Here is a 20953-nt window from a genome sequence, read left to right on the forward strand (position 1 = left end):
TCGTCGCGCGTATTAACGCATCGCTGCTCACGGTATTTTTCCAGTAGATGTGTGGTCGGACGCTGGCCCGAAAAGACGGCAAATCCATGAAGGGATTGATAGCGCCTTCACTTTTGCCGATTCCATTTGGGGGTTCAAGTAAAGAATTCACCAGTTGGTTATTTTTACGTGAGGTCTCCTCGCATCCCCGGCGGGAGCAATCTTGCCAACGGCCAATCCCGGCAGCCTGGGGTGCAAAGGTCGGTCATATTTTCGCAGATTGCCTATAAATTACTTTGCATTTCAACAGGTTAAAAAAAACGGCAACAAACCTCTTGCCACCTGCGCCATTTGGCGCTTTCATACACTACTAGTTTGATAGACTATGGACGAGCGTGATTGCTCCCCTAGTTCTCTTGCGGGACCGCTGGTTCGGACCCCGATGCCGCGGCAGATGTTGTGAATGGCCGCATGAACCTCATCAACGCGTGAACCGCTGTTTTATGCGTTGAAACCTCGATCGACCCACGGTGCGGATGAAGCCGCAAAGGAGTTGCGATGACGGTTCAGGGACTTTTTTCCGCGAGGGCCAATGCGACGGCGCAGATATCAGCCGTACCACGCATTGCGATCGTCGGGCGGGGCTTTTCCGGCATGATGACGGCCATCGCGCTGATGAAGACGGTGCGCGCGCCCTTCCACCTGCAGCTGTTCGATCCGAATTCGTCGGTCAGCGGTGGGCAGGCGCTGGCCTCAGTCCGCTCCTCGACGATCCTCAACACCCGCGTGCGGGACCTCTCGGTCTCGGTCGGCGACAATGACGATTTCAACGACTGGCTTTGCAGCAACGCCGCCTTCCGCGCCGCCGTGCCGGCCGCCATCCCCGGATTCCGGCAGATCTTCGTGCCGAAGGAAATCTTCAGCGATTATGTCTACCAGCGCTTTTCGGAAGCACTGGCCGCGCGCAGGGACATTACCGTCCAGGTCTGCAACGATCCGGTCGTGGCGATCCGCAGGAGCCACGGCAACCGCTTCCTGCTCGAAAGCGCCAATCCCGCCAATCCGTTGTTCGATACCGTGATCCTCGCCACCGGCTACGGCCTGGCTGCGCCGAATGCCGGCGGTGAGGATGCTTCGCCGGTCAGAGCCCAGCGCCTCTTCGCGCGGCCGCATGCGGTGTTGCTCGGCAGCGGCATCCGCGTCGTCGACCAGCTGCTGCAGCTGCGCGATTCCGGTTATACCGGCCAGGTGACGATCATTTCAAGGCGCGGCTTCCTGCCCCAGAGCCATACGCCGAATTCCGCCGATCCGGTGTTCCCGGCCGAAACGCTGCCGCAGAGCCTGCCGGAGATCGTGCGCTTCATCCGTGAAGCCTGTCGCGAGGCGGAGGAGGCGGGGCGAAGCTGGCAATCGGTAATGAACGGCCTGAGGAAACATGCCCGCTCGCTCTGGCGCTCGCTGCCGGCCCGCGACAAACATCAGTTCAACCGGCACCTCAGGGCAATCTACGACAGCCATCGCAACCGGCTGCCGGAAGCCATGCACCTGCGTCTGAAACGTGAGCTCGCCGAAGGCCGCACGGTGCTGCGCCGCGGCCGGGCCGGCCGCCGCGGCTTGAGCGGCCTGTTCTTCACGCCGGCCGGTTCCGCCGCCGAGGAGATCATTCATGCCGAGCGCATCATCGATTGCCGCTGTCAGGCGCCGGATCTTTCAGCGCCGCTGATGCAAAGCCTGCTTTCCGCCGGCCTTGCCGTGCCGGACGAACTCTCGCTCGGGCTAGCCGTCAATGCGCGCGGCGAGCCCTTCCTCGAGGACGGTTCGACGGTCGCCGGACTCTTTGCCGTCGGCCCGCTCGGCCTCGGCAGCCTGCCCGATATCGATCTGGTGCCCGAGATCGTCTCGCAGGCCTATGCCGTTGCCGAGCGCGTCGGCGAACGGTTCTATCCAAGGGTCAAGGCCGTCTGAAAATCTGGAGCTGTTTCGGAACCATCTGGCTGCCTCGGCGTTAAAGCGCTGGTGACTCAGAGGGGCCGATGGAATTGCTGAATCGACATGACACGTCTCTTGACGAAGGGGGACGCTTTCGCCTTCTGGTCGATGCCATCACCGACTACGCTATCTATATGCTGAGCCCCGAAGGCATCGTCACCAGCTGGAATACCGGCGCCCAGCGCTTCAAAGGTTACCAGCCTTCCGAAATTCTCGGTGAGCATTTTTCCCGTTTCTATCTGGAAGAGGACCGCGCCGCGGGTGCACCAGCGCGCGCGCTTGCCACGGCATCGGAGGACGGCCGGTTCGAGGGGGAAGGCTGGCGCCAGCGCAAGGATGGCAGTCGCTTCTGGGCGCATGTGGTCATCGATCCGATCCGCCGCCCCTCCGGCGAACTTATCGGCTATGCCAAGATCACCCGCGACCTGACCGAACGCATGGCTGCCGAAAAGGCGATCCGCCAGAGCGAGGAACAGTTCCGCCGGCTCATCCAGGGCGTCTCGGACTATGCGATCTACATGCTCGATCCCGACGGCAATGTCAGCAGCTGGAATTTCGGCGCCGAGCGGATCAAGGGCTATCGGCCGCAAGAAATCATCGGCAGGCATTTCTCAACCTTCTATACCCCCGAGGACCGCGAATCCGGCCTGCCGGAGATCGCGCTTGGCCTCGCGCGTACCGAGGGCCGGTTCGAGAGGGAAGGTTGGCGCGTCCGCAAGGACGGCACCCGTTTCTGGGCCAGCGTCGTCATCGACGCCATCCGGGACGACGAAGGCGATGTGATCGGTTTTGCCAAGATCACCCGCGATATCACCGAGAAGATGGAGACCCAGCGGGCCCTGGAGCAGGCTCGCGAAGAGCTCTTCCAGTCGCAGAAGATGGAGGCGATCGGTCAATTGACCGGCGGTATCGCCCATGATTTCAACAATCTGCTGATGGCTGTCCTCGGCAGTCTCGAAATCCTGAAGAAACGCATGCCGCAGGATCTCTCGCTGACATCGCTGGTCGACAATGCCATGCAGGGCGCCCAGCGGGGTGCGGCGCTGACGCAACGCATGCTGGCCTTTTCCCGCCGGCAGGAACTGCACATGGAGCCGATCGACGTCTCCGGCCTGATCCGCGGCATGATGGATATGCTGAGCCGTTCGCTCGGCCCGCTGACCGTGATCGAGACCTCTTTCCCCGTCAGGCTGCCGACGATCCTGACCGATCCGAACCAGCTGGAGATGGCGATCCTGAACCTCGTAGTCAACGCCCGCGACGCCATGCCGTCCGGCGGCCGGATCATGCTTCGCGCGTCCGAGGAGTCGCTGCCATCAGGCAAAGGCCCGCTGTCGCCTGGCCGCTATGTCCGTATCGCAGTGATCGACGAAGGCGAGGGCATGGACGCAAAGACGCTAGAGCAGGCGATCACGCCGTTCTTCACCACCAAGGGTGTCGGCAAAGGCACCGGGCTTGGCCTTTCCATGGTGCAGGGCCTTGTGTCCCAGTCCGGTGGCCGCCTCACGATGAAGAGCAGCCTCGGCGAAGGCACGACCGCCGAATTGTGGTTCCCGGTCGCAATTGTCGAACGGGCGACCGAGGCAACTGCCGACCGGCCGCAGCAGGAGGAAAATGCGCCGCGCCGGCTGCGCATCGTCGCCGTCGACGACGATGGTCTCGTCCTGATGAATACGACGCTGATGCTGGAAGATCTCGGCCATACGGTATTCGAGGCGATGGCGGGTCCTGAGGCGCTCGACATCCTGCGCAAACAACAGATCGACCTGGTAATCTGCGACCATGCCATGCCGCGCATGACGGGCGCGCAGCTCGCCGAGGCGATCCGCAGCGAATGGCCCGAGATGCCGATCATTCTCGCAACCGGTTACGCCGAAGTTCCTGAAGGGGCCGGCATCGCCAATCTGCCCCGCCTCGGCAAACCCTTTTCCCAAGCACAACTCGCCGAGGCGATCAGCCGGATCGCTCCATAAGGGGATCACTGCTGCATTATGCAGCAGCCCTCCCGCCGCGAAGAATGAACACCAGCAATGCCAGCACCATCGCCGCCAGCCCGTACCAGGTGATCGCGTAGACGAGATGGTTGTTGGGGAACTCGATGATCGTCAGGCCGCCGACAGGCAGACCGCCGGGGTTGGCACTGGCATCGGCATCGATGAAATAGGGCGCGACCGCAGTAACGCCGCGCTTTTCAGCGATCGCTGTGACATCGCGCGAATACCAGCGGTCGGCGGCGGCGTCATTGGATTGCAGCAGCGATCCCTTCGGCTCCGTCATCCGCAGTAGCCCGGTGGTCTCGATAGGGCCTGACAATTCGCCTTCGCGGCGCGAGGCCTGGTCGCGCCGGTCGGTTGGCACGAAGCCGCGATTGACGAGGATTGATGTCCCGTCGGCAAGCGTCAGCGGCGCCATCACCCAATAACCTGGACCGAGCATCGTGGAGGCATAGACCAGCGTCTCCTTGTCGTTGGCCAGCGTCCCCACTGCGGTCACCCGCCGATATTCGTCATCAGTGGCGTTGACCTTGTTCCAGTCGGCGCGTGCCGGGGCCGGCACGGGTGGCGCATGCACACGCTGGTCGACGCGGGCGATGAGGTCGCGTTTCCAGGCTAGGCGCTCAACCTGCCAGGTGCCGAGTGCGGCGAGTGCCGCGGCAAGTAGCATCACGCAGGCGGCGAAGATCGCGCGTTTGAACTGATAACGCCGTCTTTCCGATTTTTCCGAGTGAGCCTCGCTCATGAGCTGACCCGCTGCGGGCGGCGTTGGCGCCGCCCCTTCGTCATAGTCACGGCATGTTCTTCATCATCTCGGGGCTCATCGGCATCATGTTGGTGTTGAGATGATGCATGACCCAGAGCGAGCCGGAGAGCGCGATGGCGACGATGATCAGGGTGAAGATCAGCGCCATGATCGTCCAGCCGCCCTCGCTCCTGGTATTCATATGCAGGAAGAAGACCATGTGGACGACGATCTGGATCGCGCCGAGGCCCATCACCAGCACCGCCGTCACCGCCGGGCTGTCGAACACGCCTGACATGACCAGCCAGAAGGGAATGGCAGTCAGGATGACGGAGAGCGCAAAGCCCGTCATGTAGCTGCGGAACGTGCCATGGCCGGCCTGATGGCCGTGGCTGTGGCCGTGATGAGCCTCGTGGGCATCCTCATGTGCAGGTGCTTGCGAACTCATCCGACAACTCCCAGCAGATAGACGAAGGAAAAGACGCCGATCCAGACGACGTCGAGGAAGTGCCAGAACATCGATAGGCACATCAGGCGGCGGCGGTTGGCCTCGATCAGTCCGTGCATCGACACCTGTACCATCAGCGTGATCAGCCAGATGATGCCGAAGGTGACGTGCAGCCCGTGGGTGCCGACCAGGGTGAAGAAGGAGGAGAGGAAGGCGCTGCGCGTCGGCCCGGCGCCTTCGTGGATCAGGTGGATGAACTCGTAGAGTTCGAGCCCGATGAAAGCTGCGCCGAACAAGCCGGTCACAGCAAGCCAGAACAGCGTTTCCGCCTTTGCATTCCGCTCCATCTGCAGCATGGCGAAGCCGTAGGTGATCGAGGAAAACAGCAGCATCGATGTGTTGAGGGCAACGATCGGCAGATCGAAGAGATCGGCCGGCGACGGACCAGCGGCATAGTTGCGGCCGAGCACCCCGTGCGTTGCAAACAGAACCGCGAAGATCAGGCAGTCGCTCATCAGGTAGAGCCAGAAGCCGAGATTGGTGCTGTTTTCCGGATGATGATCTTCCGTCAGGTAGAATTCAGGCTTTTCGGCCGCGTCGATAGTCTGATCGCTCATGGTCATCACACCTGCTCGGCAAGCAACGCGGTGCGCTTGCCTTCCGTTTCGGTCACCTCTTCGGCGGGGATGTAGAAGTCGCGTCTGTAGTTGAAGGTGTGGCCGATCGCCACAGAGAGCATGGCGACGACGGAAACGGCCACCAGCCACCACATGTACCAGATCAGGCCGAAGGCGAGGGCGATGCTGATGGCCGAGAGGATCGCGCCGGTGCCGGTATTCTTCGGCATATGGATCGGCCGGAAGCCTTCCAGCGGACGCGCATAACCACGGCTCTTCATGTCGTACCAGCCGTCATGGTCGTGCACGACAGGCGTCAAGGCGAAGTTGTAGTCCGGTGGCGGAGAGGAGGTCGACCATTCAAGGGTGCGGCCGTCCCAGGGATCGCCACTGTCGTCGCGCAATTCCTCGCGCTTCATGAAGCTGACCACGATCTGGATCAGGAAGGCGGCAATGCCAAGCGCGATCAGGCCGACGCCGAAGGCGGCGATGATGAACCAGATCTGTATCGACGGGTCCTCGAACTGGCTCATGCGGCGGGTGACGCCCATCAGGCCCAGCACGTAGAGCGGCATGAAGGCGAACCAGAAGCCGATTTGCCAGAACCAGAAGCTCATCTTGCCCCAGAAGGCGTCGAGCTTAAAGCCGAAGGCTTTCGGGAACCAGTAGTTCACGCCGGCGAACATACCGAAGAGAACGCCGCCGATGATGACGTTGTGGAAGTGGGCGATGAGGAACAACGAATTGTGCAGCACGAAGTCGGCCGGCGGCACGGCAAGCATGACGCCGGTCATGCCGCCGATGACAAAGGTCACCATGAAGCCGACCGTCCACAGCATCGGCACCTCAAAGCGGATGCGGCCGCGATACATGGTGAAGAGCCAGTTGAAAATCTTCGCCCCGGTCGGGATCGAGATGATCATCGTGGTGATGCCGAAGAAGGAATTGACGCTGGCGCCCGAGCCCATCGTGAAGAAGTGGTGCAGCCAGACGATGTAGGAAAGAATCATGATCACGCAGGTTGCGTAGACCATCGAGGCGTAGCCGAAGAGGCGTTTGCCGGAGAAGGTGGCGACGACTTCCGAGAAGATGCCGAAGGCCGGCAGCACGAGAATGTAGACCTCCGGATGACCCCAGATCCAGATAAGGTTGATGTACATCATCGGATTGCCGCCGAGGTCGTTGGTAAAGAAGTTCGTGCCTGCATAGCGGTCGAGCGACAGCAGCGCGAGCGTGGCGGTCAGGATCGGGAAGGAGGCAACGATCAGCACGTTGGTGCAGAGTGCCGTCCAGGTGAAGACCGGCATCTTCATGAAGGTCATGCCCGGAGCACGCATCTTGACGATGGTGGCGATCAGGTTGATGCCCGAAAGCGTCGTTCCCACCCCGGCCACCTGCAGGCCCCAGATATAATAGTCGACGCCGACACCTGGACTGTAGGCAGCGCCCGACAGTGGCGGGTAGGCGAGCCAGCCGGTCTGGGCGAATTCGCCGATGAACAGCGACAGCATGATGATGATCGCGCCGGCGGTAGTCATCCAGAAAGAGAAGTTGTTCAGGAAGGGGAAGGAGACGTCGCGCGCGCCGATCTGCAGGGGCACCACGAAATTCATCAAGCCGGTGACGAAGGGCATCGCCACGAAGAAGATCATGATGACGCCGTGGGCGGTGAAGATCTGGTCGTAATGGTGCGGCGGCAGATAGCCCTCCGAACCGTTGAAGGCGATCGCCTGCTGGACGCGCATCAGGATCGCGTCGGAGAAACCGCGCAACAGCATGATGACGGCGAGGATCACATACATGATGCCGATCTTCTTGTGATCGACGCTGCAGATCCAGTCCTGCCAGAGCGGACCCCAGAACTTGAAATAGGTGATGGCGCCGAGCACGGCGAGACCGCCGATGATGACGCCAAGGAAGGTCACGACCAGGATCGGCTCGTGATAGGGGATGGCATCGAGGGTCAACCGGCCGAAGACGAACTTCAGGAGGTCAGGATTGGAAAACATGGAACAACCCGTTCATTATGTCTCGCGACGCAAAGCGCCAGGTTAATTGTTGTTGTTGAGCTGCGCCGGCGCCGGATCGGCGCCATTGCTCATGCCTGGCATGGAATGACCCTCATGCTGCATGTCCATTTCAGGCATACCGGGCATGCCAGGCATGTCGTGCTGCATGCCGCCATCGGTGCTCTTGGGCGGCTCAACTTGTGCCGGAACACCCGTTGCCGGCACGGTAGCCCCGTGCTCGACGACACCTCCGCCGGCGTGACGGCCGTCATATCGCAGCTTCTCGCGGTTCTCCGCACTTTCCTTGCCGCCGCCCCCCATCATGTCGATGTGCATCATCTCGTTCATGCACATCTTGCCTGGCGTGGCGCACAGGTTGAGGATGGCGTTGTAAAGGTCGGCATCGGTGCCGGCATAATAACGCACCGGTTCCTTCTCGCTCGGCCTTTCGAGCTTCAGATAGGCGTCGCGGTTGAGCATGGTGCCCTGCTGCTTGACCTGCGCCACCCATTGGTCAAATCCCTCTTGGGTGAGACCGTGGAACTTGAAGCGCATGTGCGAGAAGCCGGCGCCGCTGTAATTGGCGGAGAAGCCCTCGTATTCGCCTTCCCTGTTGATGACGGCGTGCAGCTTCGTCTCCATGCCCGGCATGGCATAGATCTGGCCGGCAAGGGCGGGGATATAGAAGGAGTTCATCACCGAGGAGGCGGTGATCTTGAAATTGATCGGCCTGTCCACTGGGGCAGCGAGTTCATTGACGGTGGCAATGCCGAGTTCGGGATAGAAGAACAGCCACTTCCAGTCGAGCGCTACGACCTCGACGTTCAACGGCTTGGTATCGGCCGGAATGGCCCGCTCCGCATCGAGGCGGTCGAGCGGGCGGTAGGGATCGAGCTTATGGGTGGAAATCCAGGTGACGGCGCCGAGCGCGATGATGATCGCCAGCGGTGCTGCCCAGATCACGATTTCGAGACGGGTCGAATGGTGCCATTCCGGAGCGTAGGTTGCAGCCGTATTGGAGCGGTGATAGCGCCAGGCGAAGAACAGCGTGAGGAAGATCACCGGTATGATGATCAAAAGCATCAGCACCGTCGAGATGACGATGAGATCGCGCTGTTGCATGGCGATGTCGCCGGAAGGCGCCATGACCACCATGTTGCATCCTGCCAGGAAAAGCAGCGGCAAGACGGATAGAAGGCGGGAAAACTTCATGAGTTTTAGCACGTCTCTAAGCTCTTGTTGTTTCGTTCGTTCCGCGACTAACGCACTGGACCCGATAGCGACATGAGGTGTTTGGTCGCAGCGCAGCAATCATGCCGCACTGCGGCAAGAATCATGTCGCACTACAGCTTTGAAATCCTGATGAACTCAAGAAGGATTCTTCCGCCAGCGCATGTTTCCAAGCAATATATCCGCCAGAACCGGGCAGGCCAGCATCCCGTCGGAAAATCGCGGTCCGGATCACGCTGTTTTTTCCGTTCACGCCTCATTTTGAGCCGCCATGATGAACTATTTACGTCTTATGGACTTGATAAGCCTGCAGGTTTGATCAAGATCAGGTTGAGGCGCCTTGGCGAAAGCGCTTCAACGAGGGAGGCGTTTCATGGCTACAACATCGCATTACGGACCGTCATCGTCGTCGCTGGAACGCGACGCGCGGCGCATTCACGACGACAAGCCGGTTTCGCCGGGCAGCATCGCCATCGGCGTGGTGATCGGCCGCATGTCGGAATTCTTCGATTTCTTCGTCTACGGTCTCGCCTCGGTCCTGGTCTTTCCGCAGCTGATCTTCCCTTTCGCGCCGGACAGGCTGACGGGAACGCTTTATTCCTTCGCCATCTTCTCGCTGGCCTTCCTGGCCCGCCCGGTCGGCTCCGTCGTCTTCATGACGATCGACCGGCTGTACGGCCGCGGCACGAAGCTGACGATCGCGCTCTTCCTGCTCGGCGGCTCCACGGCCTCAATCGCCTTCCTGCCGGGTTACGACGAGATCGGCGTCTGGTCGATCGCGTTGCTGGCGCTCTTTCGTCTCGGCCAGGGCTTCGCGCTCGGCGGCGCCTGGGACGGCCTTGCCTCGCTGCTCGCGCTCAATGCGCCGGCCAAGCACCGCGGCTGGTATGCGATGATACCGCAGCTCGGCGCGCCGATCGGCTTTGCGCTGGCGAGTACCCTGTTCGGTTATTTCGTCGCCAATCTTTCCAGTGAGGATTTCCTCTCCTGGGGCTGGCGTTATCCCTTCTTCGTCGCCTTCGCGATCAATGTCGTGGCGCTGTTTGCGCGTTTGCGCCTGGTCATGACCAAGGAATTCGGCACGCTGCTGGAACAGCACGAGCTGGAAGCAGCCCCCATCCTCGACGTGCTGCGCGTCCATGGCCGTGACATCCTGATCGGCGCCTTCGTGCCGCTGGCAAGTTTTGCCATGTTCCACCTCGTCACCATTTTCCCGCTCGGCTGGATGAGCCTTTACGGCAACCAGCCGATCGGCGCCTTCATGGTGGTGCAGGTGGTCGGCGCCATGGTCGGCATTGTCACCATTATCGCCTCGGGCTTGATTGCCGACCGTATCGGCCGACGCGCCCAGCTTGCCATCTGCGCCGTCATCATCGCTATCTTCAGCTTCGTCGGGCCGATCCTGATCGCGTCCGGCAACAGTGGTCATGACGCTTTCGTCATCATCGGCTTCGGCGTTCTCGGCCTTTCCTTCGGCCAGGCGACGGGCTCGATCTCTTCGCGCTTCGGCCGCGGTTACCGCTATACGGGCGCCGCCTTCACCTCGGACCTCGCCTGGCTGATCGGCGCGGGTTTTGCGCCGCTGGTGGCGCTCAGCCTTTCCAGCCGCTTCGGCCTGACTTTCGTCGGCTACTACCTGCTGTCCGGCGCCATCTGCACGCTTGCGGCCCTCGCCTTCAGCAGGGCGCTGGAACAGCGTGAATAGACGGATTTGAACGCATGGGGGCCTGCATGGGAAACCATGCAGGCTTTCGTCTTCGGGCAGCGCAATTTCAATTATTGAATGCATTGCAATCTATAATTAAATGCATATTCTTGTCGGCCTGAACGAGGATAGGCCATGACCGCGGAAACCATCGATCATTCGACCCTTTCCCGCCTTGTCGAAGCAGGGGCGGTTGAGGCGGCTCATGTCGTCGGCAAGACCGGTGGCTGGTCCGTCGTCATCCGCTACGGCAAGGCCGAGCGCCCACTCGCCGCCCAACGCAGCCGGCAGGTGCGCGTGTTCAAGCGCATGGATAGCTTGGTGTCTTATCTCAAGGATGTCGGCATCTCGCAGTTCGATGTCGATGCGGCCGATTACGTTCCGGGGACGGCATCGCGGCCGGATCGGGCCGCAGCTCTACGTCGTACCCATGAGGCGGCGGAATACGACAAGTGGTTCCGCAAACAGATCGAGGAAGCGATCAGGGAAGCCGATGATCCGAACGCGGTCTGGATCAGCGCGCAGGACGCCGAAGAGCGAATGGACAAGCTTCGGGCCGAACTGCTCGCGCAGCTGGAATCCGGAGATAAGGCTTCTTGATCGTCAAATGGCTGCAACAGGCTCTCCGGGATCGGGAAGCTCAGATCCGGCACGTCTTCGCTCAAAATCCAGAGGCTGCAATCGCATTGGATGATGTTATCCGACATCAGGCCAAAATGCTCGCCGATCACCCCGAAGCAGGACGCGGCGGCCGTCTTGACGGAACCCGGGAATTGGTCATTCCGCGTACCACATTTCTGCTGATCTATCGCATCGACAGAAAAGCACAGAGGGTGGAAATACTGCGCCTTCTACATGGCGCGCAGCAATGGCCGCCGAAACGCTGAATGCGTTTTACTGCGCCATCTGCGGCTGTTTCGCCGCCCGAGCCGCGGTCAGTTCCGCGGTGGTATGGTTCAGGCGGTCGGCCAGCACCCGCATGATTTCCACGGCCATCTCCGGGAAATCGCTGAGCAGCTTCAGGAAGTGCTCCTTGCTGATGCGCAACACTTCGAGAGGCGAGGTGGCGCGAACCGTTGCCGTGCGCGAGACATCGCAGAGGATGGCGATTTCGCCGACGATGGAATTGGGTTCGACGTCGGCGACCTTGATCTCGCCCGCTGGCGAGGCGACAACGATATCGGCGGTACCCGAGAGGATGACGTAGGCCGCATCACCGACATCGCCCTGATGAAAGAGGTTCTGCCCGGCTTTGTAGGTCATGCGATCGGAGGTAAAGGCCAAAAGCTTGAGCTTTGCTGGCGCGATCCTTGAAAAGATCGGTACCCTTCGCAGCATTTCGACTTCGTCTCTCAACAGCATGAGCGTTTCAATCCCCTGACGCAGGGTCCATAAGACCAGGCATCTTCAAACTCCGAGGCGCTCCCCATCGGGAACACCCACCATCGCCGCCCCTATAGAATATTACGATAACAGTTCCTTGAACATCCCGTTTTTCTCGGAAAGTTCCGGATAGTTTCCGGCTTCCGCCAATCCCCCGCGGTCGAAGAGCAGAATCCGGTCGAACATTTCTGCCAGCCGGGCATTGGAGAGCACCCAGATGATCGCTGGCCGATGGCCTTCCTCGTGCAGGTTCTCGATGATATTGCGGGTGATCTGATCCTGAACGCGTTGGTCGAGCGCCGACAGTGGCCGGTTGAATATGAAATAGTCCGAGCGCTTCAACAGGGCGCGGGCCAGGTTCAGCTTCTGCCGCTGCACCATGGTCAGTCGCTTGCCGCCGGAGCCGACATCGAATTCGAGGCCGATCGACAGCACGTCGTCATAAAGGTCGAGCGCATCGAAGAGCTCGCCCATGATGCCGCGGATGCGGTCGGAGGCGTCGGCCTGCTGATAGGCGATACGACCGAAGAGCACATTGTCCATCAGGCTAGCCGACGGAGTGAAACGCTCGGCGTCGTAGCGCTCGATCAGCTCGGAGAGATCGGCCGGAATATGTTCGTGGAACTGCTTGCGGGCACTGACGATCTTGTCCATAAGCTCGTTCGTCAGCAAGCCGAAGCGGTGGCGCGGCTCGATATAGGCAAAACTCAGCCGGATGATGGCCGAACGTTCCTCTGGCGTGGCGTCCTCGAAGCGGCGGCTTTGAAGCTTCTGCAGCAGCGCCTGATAGGCCGGGATGTCGTCCGCCGTCATGAAGGTCAGCTGCTGGAAGAAAGGATGGTCCGGCGGCAGGTCGTGGAAGAGTTCCACGGCGTTCTCGGCGATCTCGAGGCCCATGTCGTAGAGATCGGTGCTGAGGCCGGTCTCACGGAAGAGCTGCTGGAAATAGGGATGCGCGGCAAGCCTTCGATTGGTCATCAACGGCCGCTTCATCGTGCCGAAGAGCAGGTTCTCACCAACCGTCGCCTGGGCATTGTAGGCGTCGAAATCGAAAGGCACGACGATCGTGTCGAGCCCCTCGTCGCGCAGCCTGTCGCGCAGCGAGGCGCGGAGCGCCACGACGTGGTCGCCGAGCGCCACATGCACGTCGGTGTTGACGGTCGAGCGCAGCGCCAGATCGAGGATGTCCTGCGAGATCAGGACGGCGTCGAGCACAGGGCGGATCGCTTTCAGCAGATCCTCGGGCCCGCTGGCGCCGGCGGCCTTGTAGTCCACCCAGTCGCTGTTGAGGTCGAGCGTCGGATTGCCGGCCTTCTCCGCCTCGGCGGAATGCCATTTATATTCCAGCGCTTCCCGCTCATCGTAAACGGGATCGGTCATCGGCGCATGTTTCAGGCCGTAGAGCAGATTGCTGGCAAGCGTGCCGTGAAAGAAGAAGGTGTCGGACGAGGCATAGGAGATCCGCCGGCCGGTGATCGATTCCGGCATCTCCAGGAGATCGCGCCCGTCGATGGTGATGCGGCCGGAGTCCGGCCAGACCATGCGTCCGAGCGCTTCGGCGAACGCTTCCGCGCCGCTGCCGTTCGGCCCGACGATCGCCACCGTCTCGTTCGGTTTGATCTCGACGGAGACGTGGTCGACGATTCGGGCGCCGCTGTCGTCGGAGAGCGTCAGATTGGTGACGACGAACGCGCCCGTCAGCGGGCCGACGGGGGCGGTTGCGAGTTCCTGGATGCGGCTGTCGATCAGCGGCTCGACGTTGAACTGCTCATAGACCTGCTGGTACTTCACCTGCACGTCCTGGCGCATCTGGTCCCAGTCGATCAGTTCCTTCAGCGGGCCGGGCAGGTCCTTATAGGCTGAAATGACGGCGACGAGCTGGCCGATGTCGAGCCTGCCCTGCAGCGCGAGGTAGCCGCCGATCGCGTAAAACAGGAACGGCGTGACCTGGGCCAGGAAATTGTTGATGAACTTCACCAGGAACTTCCACTGATAAAGGTCGTAGCGGATCGAGAAGATCCGGCCGAGCCGCGAGGCGATGTCGGCGCGTTCGAGGTTCGACGTGTCGTTGCCGTGGATCGTGCCGATGCCTTCGACGATTTCGCCGACGCGGCCGGAAAGCTCACGCGCCGTCAGCTGCCGCTGCCGGCCGAGATCCAGCAGGCGCTTGCGCATGCGGGGAATGACGAGCGCCTGCACGCCGACGATGCCCGCCGCGATCATGCCAAGCCAGAAATTCTGCACGATGATGAAGGCGAGCGCCGTGATCGCCTGGCCGCCGAGAAGGGCAGGGGAGACGAAGGCATCACCGGTGAAACCGCCCATCGGCTCCACCTCGTCCTTGATCATGGTGGCGATTTCGGCCGATTTTACCCGCTTGAAATGGATGGGCGGAAACCGCAGCACCCGGTCGATGAGCTCAAAGCGGATACGGCGTAGCATGCGTTCGCCGAGCCGGCCCTTATAGGTGTTGATATAGAACTTGAAGAGCCCGTTCAGCACCACCAGTGCCAGAAACACCATGCTGAGGGCCATCAACATCTGGAATCGGTTGAGCTGCAAGCCTTGAAAGAATTCGACATGTCCGATCAGCGGAATGTCGTAGGCAATATGCATGAAGGTCTGCCTTGCGCCCGGACCTTCGAACCCGTCTCCCTGGATCGGTCCGTTGACGATCTGCTTCGGCAGGTCGAAGGACAGGAAATAGGGCACCATAGAAGCGGCGACGACAGCCAGAATCCACAGCTGCTGCAGCCGCGTGTTCTTCCAGATGTAGCGGGCGAGGCTTTTTTCCATGGCTAACCGTCAGCTTGCTGGGAAATTCCGAGGGCGCGATCCGGGCGCCGGGTCGGGGAGGAATTCTGAGAAGAGGATCATGCAGCCGGACCGCCGATATCGCAATGAAAACAAGGCGAAGCGACCGGCCGCAAAAGCGCCGATTCTCGCCGGAACATTGCTTATACCACAGGAATTTTGGATTGGGCGAGGGATTCGGCAATCATGGAGCGAATGATGAGGGCGGTTTTCTCCGCCCCGTCGAGGTCGAGCAGGAACGATCCCCTTGTGGGTGTGGTGAGCGCCTTTTCGACGGCCTCTTTCACATGGCCCGAGGTCAGTCCGTTTTCCGGCAGAATATCGGCAAGGCCGAGCGCCTGCAGCCGTTCGGCGCGCACCGTCTGCTCGGTCTCGCCGCCGGCGACGAAGGGGATGAGGATCGCCCGACACTCGGTGCGCAGTAGATCGCCGACCGTGTTGTAGCCTGCTTGCGAGATCGAGACCTTGGCGCCACGCAGCAGCGAGGGAAAATCTTTACGGAAACGCACCAGCGTCACATTCGCCGCCGCGTCTCCAGACAGCTTGGCGAAATCTGCCTCCGGCAGGTTCGGGCCGGCGACCAGCAGCCAGCGAAGATCGGCGGGCAGCAGCGCTGCCGCCTCTTTCGCCGCGCCGATCAGCGCAGCGCCGACCGCGCCGCCGCCCGCCGATGCGATGATGTCGAATGTCTCCGTCGGTTCCGGCGCCGGCGGGGGTGCGACGAGGCCGGTATAAAGCAGCCTGTCGGCGATCTCGGGTGTCAGCGGAAAGGTGTCCTCAAGCCTGACGAAACCGGGATCGCCGTGGACGAGCACGGCATCGAAATGGTCCTTGACCAGCGTGACGGTCTCCGCGTCGCGGCCGGCCTTGCGGTTTTCCTGCAGGATATCGCGCACCGAGCTCAAGAGTTTCGGCCGGGGTTCGGCCCTTTCGATCGCCTCGAGCAGGGGCAGGAGTTCGAAGCGCATCTGTCGCCGGCCGAAAGGGAAGGCTTCGGTGATGACGACATCGGGCCTTGCGGCATGAAAGGCATCGAGCAGCAGCTGGCAGCGGGCATGGAGGAAATCCTCGCCCGCTGGCCGGCCATCGGCATCGGCGAGGCCGGAGAAACCGGCATTGCTGGCGACGACTGCCGGCAAGGCCACGGTCTTCACGCCTTCGCCCGGAAAGCCCGGCACCGGCAGGCCGCCGGTCACGACAGTCACGTCAAAACCATCCTTGACCAGCGCATTGGCGATGCGGCTGGCGCGGGCTATGTGGCCGATACCGAGCAGATGCTGGACATAGAAGAAAATACGCGGTGCCGTCATGACGCCTTCTGCCATTCGGCCTCGAACAGGCCTGTGAGCTGTCGGATGCTCGAGTGATAGTCGAAATGTTCGCGCACCTGGCCTTCGGCGGCGTCGCCGAGGCGCTTGCGCAGTGCCGGGTCGCGGATCGCAGCCTCCAGCGCGCTGGCCAGCCGCGCCGGGTCCTCGGGCGGCACGACGAGACCGTTTTCACCGTTCTTCAGCAGCTCCGGCACGCCGGATACTTCGGTCGAGAGGCAGACGAGCCGCTGGCTCGAGGCTTCGACCAGGACGTTCGGCAGGCCGTCGCGGTCGCCGTTGGCGGCGATGCGGCAGGCAAGCGCGAAGAGGTCGGCGCGGCGGTAGTGATCGAGAACGTCTTCCTGCGCCATCGCGCCCTTCCAGACGATGCGGCGGGAGATACCGAGCTCGCTGGCCAGCGCCTTCAGTTTCGCAAGCTCCTCGCCGCCGCCGATATGGTCCATGCGCCAGTGAAGGTCGGCGGGCAGCAGCGCCAGCCCGCGCAGCAACACGTCGTAGCCCTTCTTCTCGACGGCGCGGCCGACGCTGAGGATGAAGGCCGGATCGTCGGGGTCGCTGCCGGTCCTGTTCGAACGCTCGCCGGCAAAATGGCCGAAACGGGCGAGATCGAGACCGTGGTAACTCAAGTGCACGGCCTCCTTGCGTGATGTCAGCGTGCGCATGTGGTCATAGCCCGTCCTGGTGCAGGTGACGGTCCAGCGGGCGCTGCCGAGTTTCTCGTTAAGCTCCCAGTCGGGTGACGTCCAGATGTCCTTGGCGTGCGCCGAACAGGTCCAGGGCGTTTCCGTGAGGATGCTCGCATATTCCGTCACCGAGGCCGGCGTGTGGATGAAATGGGCATGCAGCCATTCGCCCTCGTCCGGCCATTCGTGCCCCAGCACCAGCGCCTGGCCGAGACGGCGGAAGCGATTGCGGGAGATATCGCGCTTGAGGTCGGCGAGGAAGCGTTTCATCAGCGGCTTGAAGCCGGGCTTGGAGAAACCGGCGATGAGGCCTTTCAACACGCGGATCGGCTCCTCGTGCAGATATTCCGGCAGATAGACGACGCGCGCCCTGATCTCGTCATGCACGGGATGGCGCTTCTTGTCGGTCGGCCGGCGCATCGAAATCAGCGTCAGGTCGAAGCCGGACTTTTCGAGCCCGAGCAACTCCTGGGCGATGAAGGTTTCCGAAAGGCGGGGATAGCCTTTCAGCACGACGAGGATCTTGCGGCGTGGCGGCAAGGCTTGGCCCTATTCCGCGCCGACGAGCGAAAGGTGGCTGCCGCGGCCGTCGATCCACCGGCCGACGGTCTGCGAGATATGGTCCAGCCCTTCAAGACGCATGTTGCCGCCGCTCTTTGACGGCGGCTGGCGGAAGGGCAGACGCTTCAGCGCTTCCGCCATGATTGTGGGGTCGACCGACTGTTCCGGCAGCAGCATGTCGACGAGGCCGAGCTCGCTTGCCCGCTTCGCGCGCAGCAGCTGTTCCTCGCGTGGTTTGACACGCGGCACGATGAGGGCCGGTTTGTCGAAGGAGAGGATCTCGCAATAGGTGTTGTAGCCGCCCATGGCAACGACGCCGGTGGCGCTGTCGATCAGCTCTTCCATGTGATTGTCGAACTCGATCACCTCGATATAGGGAATGGCTTCCCCCTTCTGCACCAGCTTGGCGCGCTCGGCGGCCGGCATATAGGGGCCGAGCACGACGAGCGCCTTCTGCATCAAGGTGGGGTCCGCCTCGTAGGCGTTCATGACGTCGTGGACGAGATCGGAGCCGTCGCCGCCGCCGCCTGTGGTGACGAGGATGTAATTGTCCTTGCGGGCGTTGATCGAGGTCTTGCCCCTGGAGACGCTACGCTGCAGGAAGCCGACGAAATCCATCTTCCGGCGCAGGCTTGCCGGCACGTCGAGGCCGATCAGCGGATCGTAAAAGTCAGGTGGGCCGTAGACCCAGACGCTATCGTAATATTGGTCGATCTTCTGCATGATGCTGTTCTTCTTCCACTCGGCCTCGAGCAGATGCGGCGCGTCCATGATCTCGCGAAGCCCCAGCACCAGAACGGTGCCGCGGGCCTTGAGATAGGCGAGCGTATCTTCGACTTCGCCCTTCAGTCCCATCGGTTCCTTGTCGACGATGAAGATATCGGGCTGGAAAGTCTCGGCCGTGTGGCGAATGCTCGATTCGCGCATCTTCAGCGTCTCGTGCAGGTCGATATGGCTGGCAAGCGACGTATATTCGCCGTTGCGCAGCTTGATGACGCTCGGGATCTTCACGAAGTCGACGCGGGCGCGGTAGTCGAAAGCGCCGGCGATCGTGGCACCCGAAATGATCAGAATGTTCAGGCCGCGATAGTCCTCGACCAGCGCGTGGGCGATGGCGCGACAGCGCCTGAGATGGCCGAGACCGAAGGTGTCGTGGCTGTACATGAGGATGCGCGCATCTTCGAGACGTCTGGACATGGGCATCCCTTCTGGGGTGAGCAACATACTTAGTACCCCCACCGTCCGGAGGGCAAGAGGTGGGGGCGGTGCCGAGATGCGCCGCCGCGTTTCCTGCTATTTGTAGGGATCTGCCGCATCACGCAAGCCGTCTCCCAGAAAGTTGAACGCCAAAATGACAAGAACAACAGGAATGATCGGATAGAGCAGCCACGGGTAGAAGGCGATGACGCTGACGCTTTTTGCCTCGGTCAGCAGAATGCCCCAGCTGGTGATCGGCGGACGAAGGCCGAGGCCGAGGAAGGAGAGCGCGGTCTCTCCAAGGATCATGCCGGGGATTGAAATCGTCGCCGAAGCAATGAGATGCGACATGAAGCCCGGCACCAGATGCCGGCCGATGATGCGCGGCGTGCTGGCGCCCATCAGCTGTGCGGCCTGGACATAATCCTCCTCGCGCAGCGCCAGGAGCTTGGAGCGTACGGCACGCGCCAGCCCCGTCCAGTCGATGATGCCGAGGATGACGGTGATGCCGAAATAGATGACGATCGGGCTCCACGTCACCGGCATGATGGCGGCCAGCGCCATCCACAGCGGCAGGCTCGGCAGCGATTGCAACACTTCGATCAGGCGCTGGACGATGAGATCGAAAAAGCCGCCGCGATAACCGGCAAGGCCGCCGATGACGATGCCGAGCACGAAGCTGATCGAAATGCCGATCAGACCGATGGTCAGCGATATCCGCGCGCCGTAGAGGATGCGCGACAGCACGTCGCGGCCGAGCCGGTCGGTGCCGAGCAGGAACATCTGGCCGCCGATCGCCGGGCAGACGAGGTGATAGTTCGAGGCGACAGCGCCCCAGAATTTATAGGCGTCGCCGCGGCAGAAGAAACGGATCGGCTGCACGTCGTTCGTCTTGTCGGTATAGACGCGGTGCAGCGTGTCGATATCGAGCGTCATGCTGCGGCCGTAGACGAAGGGACCGACGAAGCTGCCCTTGTCGAAAAAGTGGATGGTTTGCGGCGGCGCGTGGATGAAATCGACATTGCGCGTGTGCAGGCCGTAGGGCGCCAGGAACTCGACGATCAGGATCATCAGGTAGACGGCGGCGAGAAAGATGCCGGAGATCAAGGCCAGCTTGTGCTGCTTGAACTTCCACCACATCAGCTGCTTCTGCGAGGCGAGATGGATGCGCGATTGCGCCGAAGTCATGCTTTCGGTCGCAAGCGGATCGAAAGGCGCGGTCGAGACGTAATGCGGCAGCGGCGCGCCGGGTGCGGGAAGGGGCGACATTATTTGGTGCTCCTGCCTTGCAGACGGATGCGGGGATCGAGGAAGCCGAGCGCGATGTCCGAGATCAGCACGCCGATGACGTTGAGGAAGGCCAGGAACATCAGGAAGGAGCCGGCAAGATACATATCCTGGCTCTGTAGCGCCTTGATGAGCATCGGTCCCGTCGTCTCCAGCGACAGCACGATCGCGACGATCTCGGCGCCCGAGATGATCGACGGCAGGATCGAGCCGATATCGGCGACGAAGAAGTTGAGCGCCATGCGCAACGGGTATTTGATGAGCGCCTTCAGCGGCGGCAGGCCCTTGGCGCGCGCGGTGACGACATACTGCTTCTGCATCTCGTCGAGCAGGTTGGCGCGCAGCCGCCGGATCATGCCGGCCGTGCCGGCCGTGCCGACGATGATGACGGGGATCCAGAGATGGGCAAGGATCGACTGCGCCTTCGCCCAACTCATCGGCGCCGAGATATATTGCTGGTCCATCAGATGGCCGATCGAGATGCCGAACCAGATATTGGCGAAATACATCAGGATCAGCGCCAGCATGAAGTTCGGAATGGCGATGCCCATCAGACCGAGGAAGGTCAGCCCGTAATCACCCCAGCTGTACTGATGCGTGGCCGAATAGATGCCGATTGGAAAGGCGATCAGCCAGGTGAGCAGGATCGTCGTGAAGGAGACGAGGATCGTCAGCCATAGACGATCGCCGACCACGTCGGAGACCGGCAGCTGGTATTCGAAGGAATAGCCGAAATCGCCGTGCAGCATGCCGCCGATCCAGTAGAAATAACGCACGATCTCCGGCTTGTCGAAGCCGTATTGCTGGCGCAACTCCTCGATTTCCTGGAGGTTGGCGGTTTCGCCCGAGGCGCGCAGTTCGGCGATCTGGCTCTCGAAGAAGTCGCCCGGCGGCAGCTCGATGATGGTGAAGACCAGTGCCGAAATGACGAAGAGCGTCGGCACCATGGCGGCGATCCGCCAAAGTATATATCTGAACACG

The 20953-nt window shown here is 61.6% G+C and carries 16 protein-coding genes and 1 pseudogene; 5 read left to right on the top strand and 12 right to left on the bottom strand.

Annotated elements, in window-relative coordinates:
* Positions 1-537 precede the first annotated feature (537 nt).
* Both N2600_RS29915 and N2600_RS29920 read left to right on the top strand, forming a co-directional pair.
* The gene (locus N2600_RS29915; protein ID WP_260299616.1) at positions 538-1944 is read left to right on the top strand and encodes an FAD/NAD(P)-binding protein; all 1407 of its coding nucleotides are present in this window, start codon (positions 538-540) and stop codon (positions 1942-1944) included.
* Positions 1945-2012: 68 nt separating this feature from the next.
* Positions 2013-3941, top strand: a complete 1929-nt coding sequence (locus tag N2600_RS29920; protein WP_260299617.1) for a hybrid sensor histidine kinase/response regulator — start codon at positions 2013-2015, stop codon at positions 3939-3941.
* Between the two features lie 16 nt (positions 3942-3957).
* On the opposite strand, the pseudogene N2600_RS29925 reads toward N2600_RS29920, so the two are convergent.
* The 5 genes and pseudogenes from N2600_RS29925 to cyoA form a co-directional block, all read right to left on the bottom strand.
* Positions 3958-4757, bottom strand: a pseudogene (locus N2600_RS29925) (SURF1 family protein).
* Positions 4754-5155 (bottom strand): cytochrome o ubiquinol oxidase subunit IV, encoded by a 402-nt coding sequence (cyoD, locus tag N2600_RS29930; RefSeq protein ID WP_018246250.1) that lies wholly within the window; start codon positions 5153-5155, stop codon positions 4754-4756. The pseudogene N2600_RS29925 and the gene cyoD overlap by 4 nt, the downstream one beginning before the upstream one ends.
* Positions 5152-5772 carry a cytochrome o ubiquinol oxidase subunit III gene (gene cyoC / locus N2600_RS29935; RefSeq protein ID WP_260299618.1) on the bottom strand — a complete coding sequence of 207 codons (621 nt, stop codon included), beginning with the start codon at positions 5770-5772 and terminating at the stop codon, positions 5152-5154. Before cyoC ends, cyoD begins: the two co-directional genes overlap by 4 nt.
* A gap of 5 nt (positions 5773-5777) precedes the next feature.
* The gene (gene cyoB / locus N2600_RS29940; RefSeq protein WP_260299619.1) at positions 5778-7781 is read right to left on the bottom strand and encodes a cytochrome o ubiquinol oxidase subunit I; all 2004 of its coding nucleotides are present in this window, start codon (positions 7779-7781) and stop codon (positions 5778-5780) included.
* 42 nt (positions 7782-7823) lie between these two features.
* Positions 7824-9005 (bottom strand): ubiquinol oxidase subunit II, encoded by a 1182-nt coding sequence (gene cyoA / locus N2600_RS29945; protein ID WP_260299620.1) that lies wholly within the window; start codon positions 9003-9005, stop codon positions 7824-7826.
* A gap of 379 nt (positions 9006-9384) precedes the next feature.
* Between cyoA and N2600_RS29950 the strand changes: the two genes are divergently transcribed.
* The 3 genes from N2600_RS29950 (at position 9385) to N2600_RS29960 (ending at position 11603) form a co-directional block, all read left to right on the top strand.
* Complete coding sequence (locus N2600_RS29950) at positions 9385-10716, top strand: MFS transporter (protein ID WP_017968195.1); 1332 nt, start codon at positions 9385-9387, stop codon at positions 10714-10716.
* 135 nt (positions 10717-10851) lie between these two features.
* Positions 10852-11316 (top strand): hypothetical protein, encoded by a 465-nt coding sequence (locus N2600_RS29955; RefSeq protein ID WP_017968196.1) that lies wholly within the window; start codon positions 10852-10854, stop codon positions 11314-11316.
* Positions 11313-11603, top strand: coding sequence for a type II toxin-antitoxin system RelE/ParE family toxin (locus N2600_RS29960; RefSeq protein ID WP_162115183.1), 291 nt, complete (start codon positions 11313-11315; stop codon positions 11601-11603). Before N2600_RS29955 ends, N2600_RS29960 begins: the two co-directional genes overlap by 4 nt.
* 7 nt (positions 11604-11610) lie before the next feature.
* Here the strand turns inward: N2600_RS29960 and N2600_RS29965 are convergent, their stop codons facing one another.
* The 7 genes from N2600_RS29965 to N2600_RS29995 all read right to left on the bottom strand — a co-directional run bounded on the left by N2600_RS29965 (position 11611) and on the right by N2600_RS29995 (position 20952).
* On the bottom strand, positions 11611-12078 hold the full coding sequence (locus N2600_RS29965; RefSeq protein ID WP_017968198.1) for a cyclic nucleotide-binding domain-containing protein: 468 nt from the start codon (positions 12076-12078) through the stop codon (positions 11611-11613).
* A gap of 102 nt (positions 12079-12180) precedes the next feature.
* Positions 12181-14895 carry an ABC transporter transmembrane domain-containing protein gene (locus N2600_RS29970; protein WP_162115184.1) on the bottom strand — a complete coding sequence of 905 codons (2715 nt, stop codon included), beginning with the start codon at positions 14893-14895 and terminating at the stop codon, positions 12181-12183.
* A 161-nt stretch (positions 14896-15056) separates the two neighbouring features.
* A complete protein-coding gene (locus N2600_RS29975; protein ID WP_260299621.1) occupies positions 15057-16223 on the bottom strand; it encodes a glycosyltransferase family protein in 1167 nt (388 codons plus the stop codon).
* Positions 16220-17467, bottom strand: a complete 1248-nt coding sequence (locus tag N2600_RS29980; RefSeq protein WP_260299622.1) for a glycosyltransferase family 4 protein — start codon at positions 17465-17467, stop codon at positions 16220-16222. The genes N2600_RS29975 and N2600_RS29980 overlap by 4 nt, the downstream gene beginning before the upstream one ends.
* Positions 17468-17476: 9 nt before the next feature.
* Positions 17477-18685 carry a glycosyltransferase family protein gene (locus N2600_RS29985; protein ID WP_260299623.1) on the bottom strand — a complete coding sequence of 403 codons (1209 nt, stop codon included), beginning with the start codon at positions 18683-18685 and terminating at the stop codon, positions 17477-17479.
* Between the two features lie 96 nt (positions 18686-18781).
* Positions 18782-19954 (bottom strand): ABC transporter permease, encoded by a 1173-nt coding sequence (locus N2600_RS29990; protein ID WP_162115188.1) that lies wholly within the window; start codon positions 19952-19954, stop codon positions 18782-18784.
* Positions 19954-20952 carry an ABC transporter permease gene (locus N2600_RS29995; protein ID WP_260299624.1) on the bottom strand — a complete coding sequence of 333 codons (999 nt, stop codon included), beginning with the start codon at positions 20950-20952 and terminating at the stop codon, positions 19954-19956. Before N2600_RS29995 ends, N2600_RS29990 begins: the two co-directional genes overlap by 1 nt.
* Between the last annotated feature and the right edge of the window lies 1 nt (position 20953).

The organism is Rhizobium sp. WSM1274 (assembly GCF_025200775.1).
GTDB lineage: Bacteria > Pseudomonadota > Alphaproteobacteria > Rhizobiales > Rhizobiaceae > Rhizobium > Rhizobium leguminosarum_I.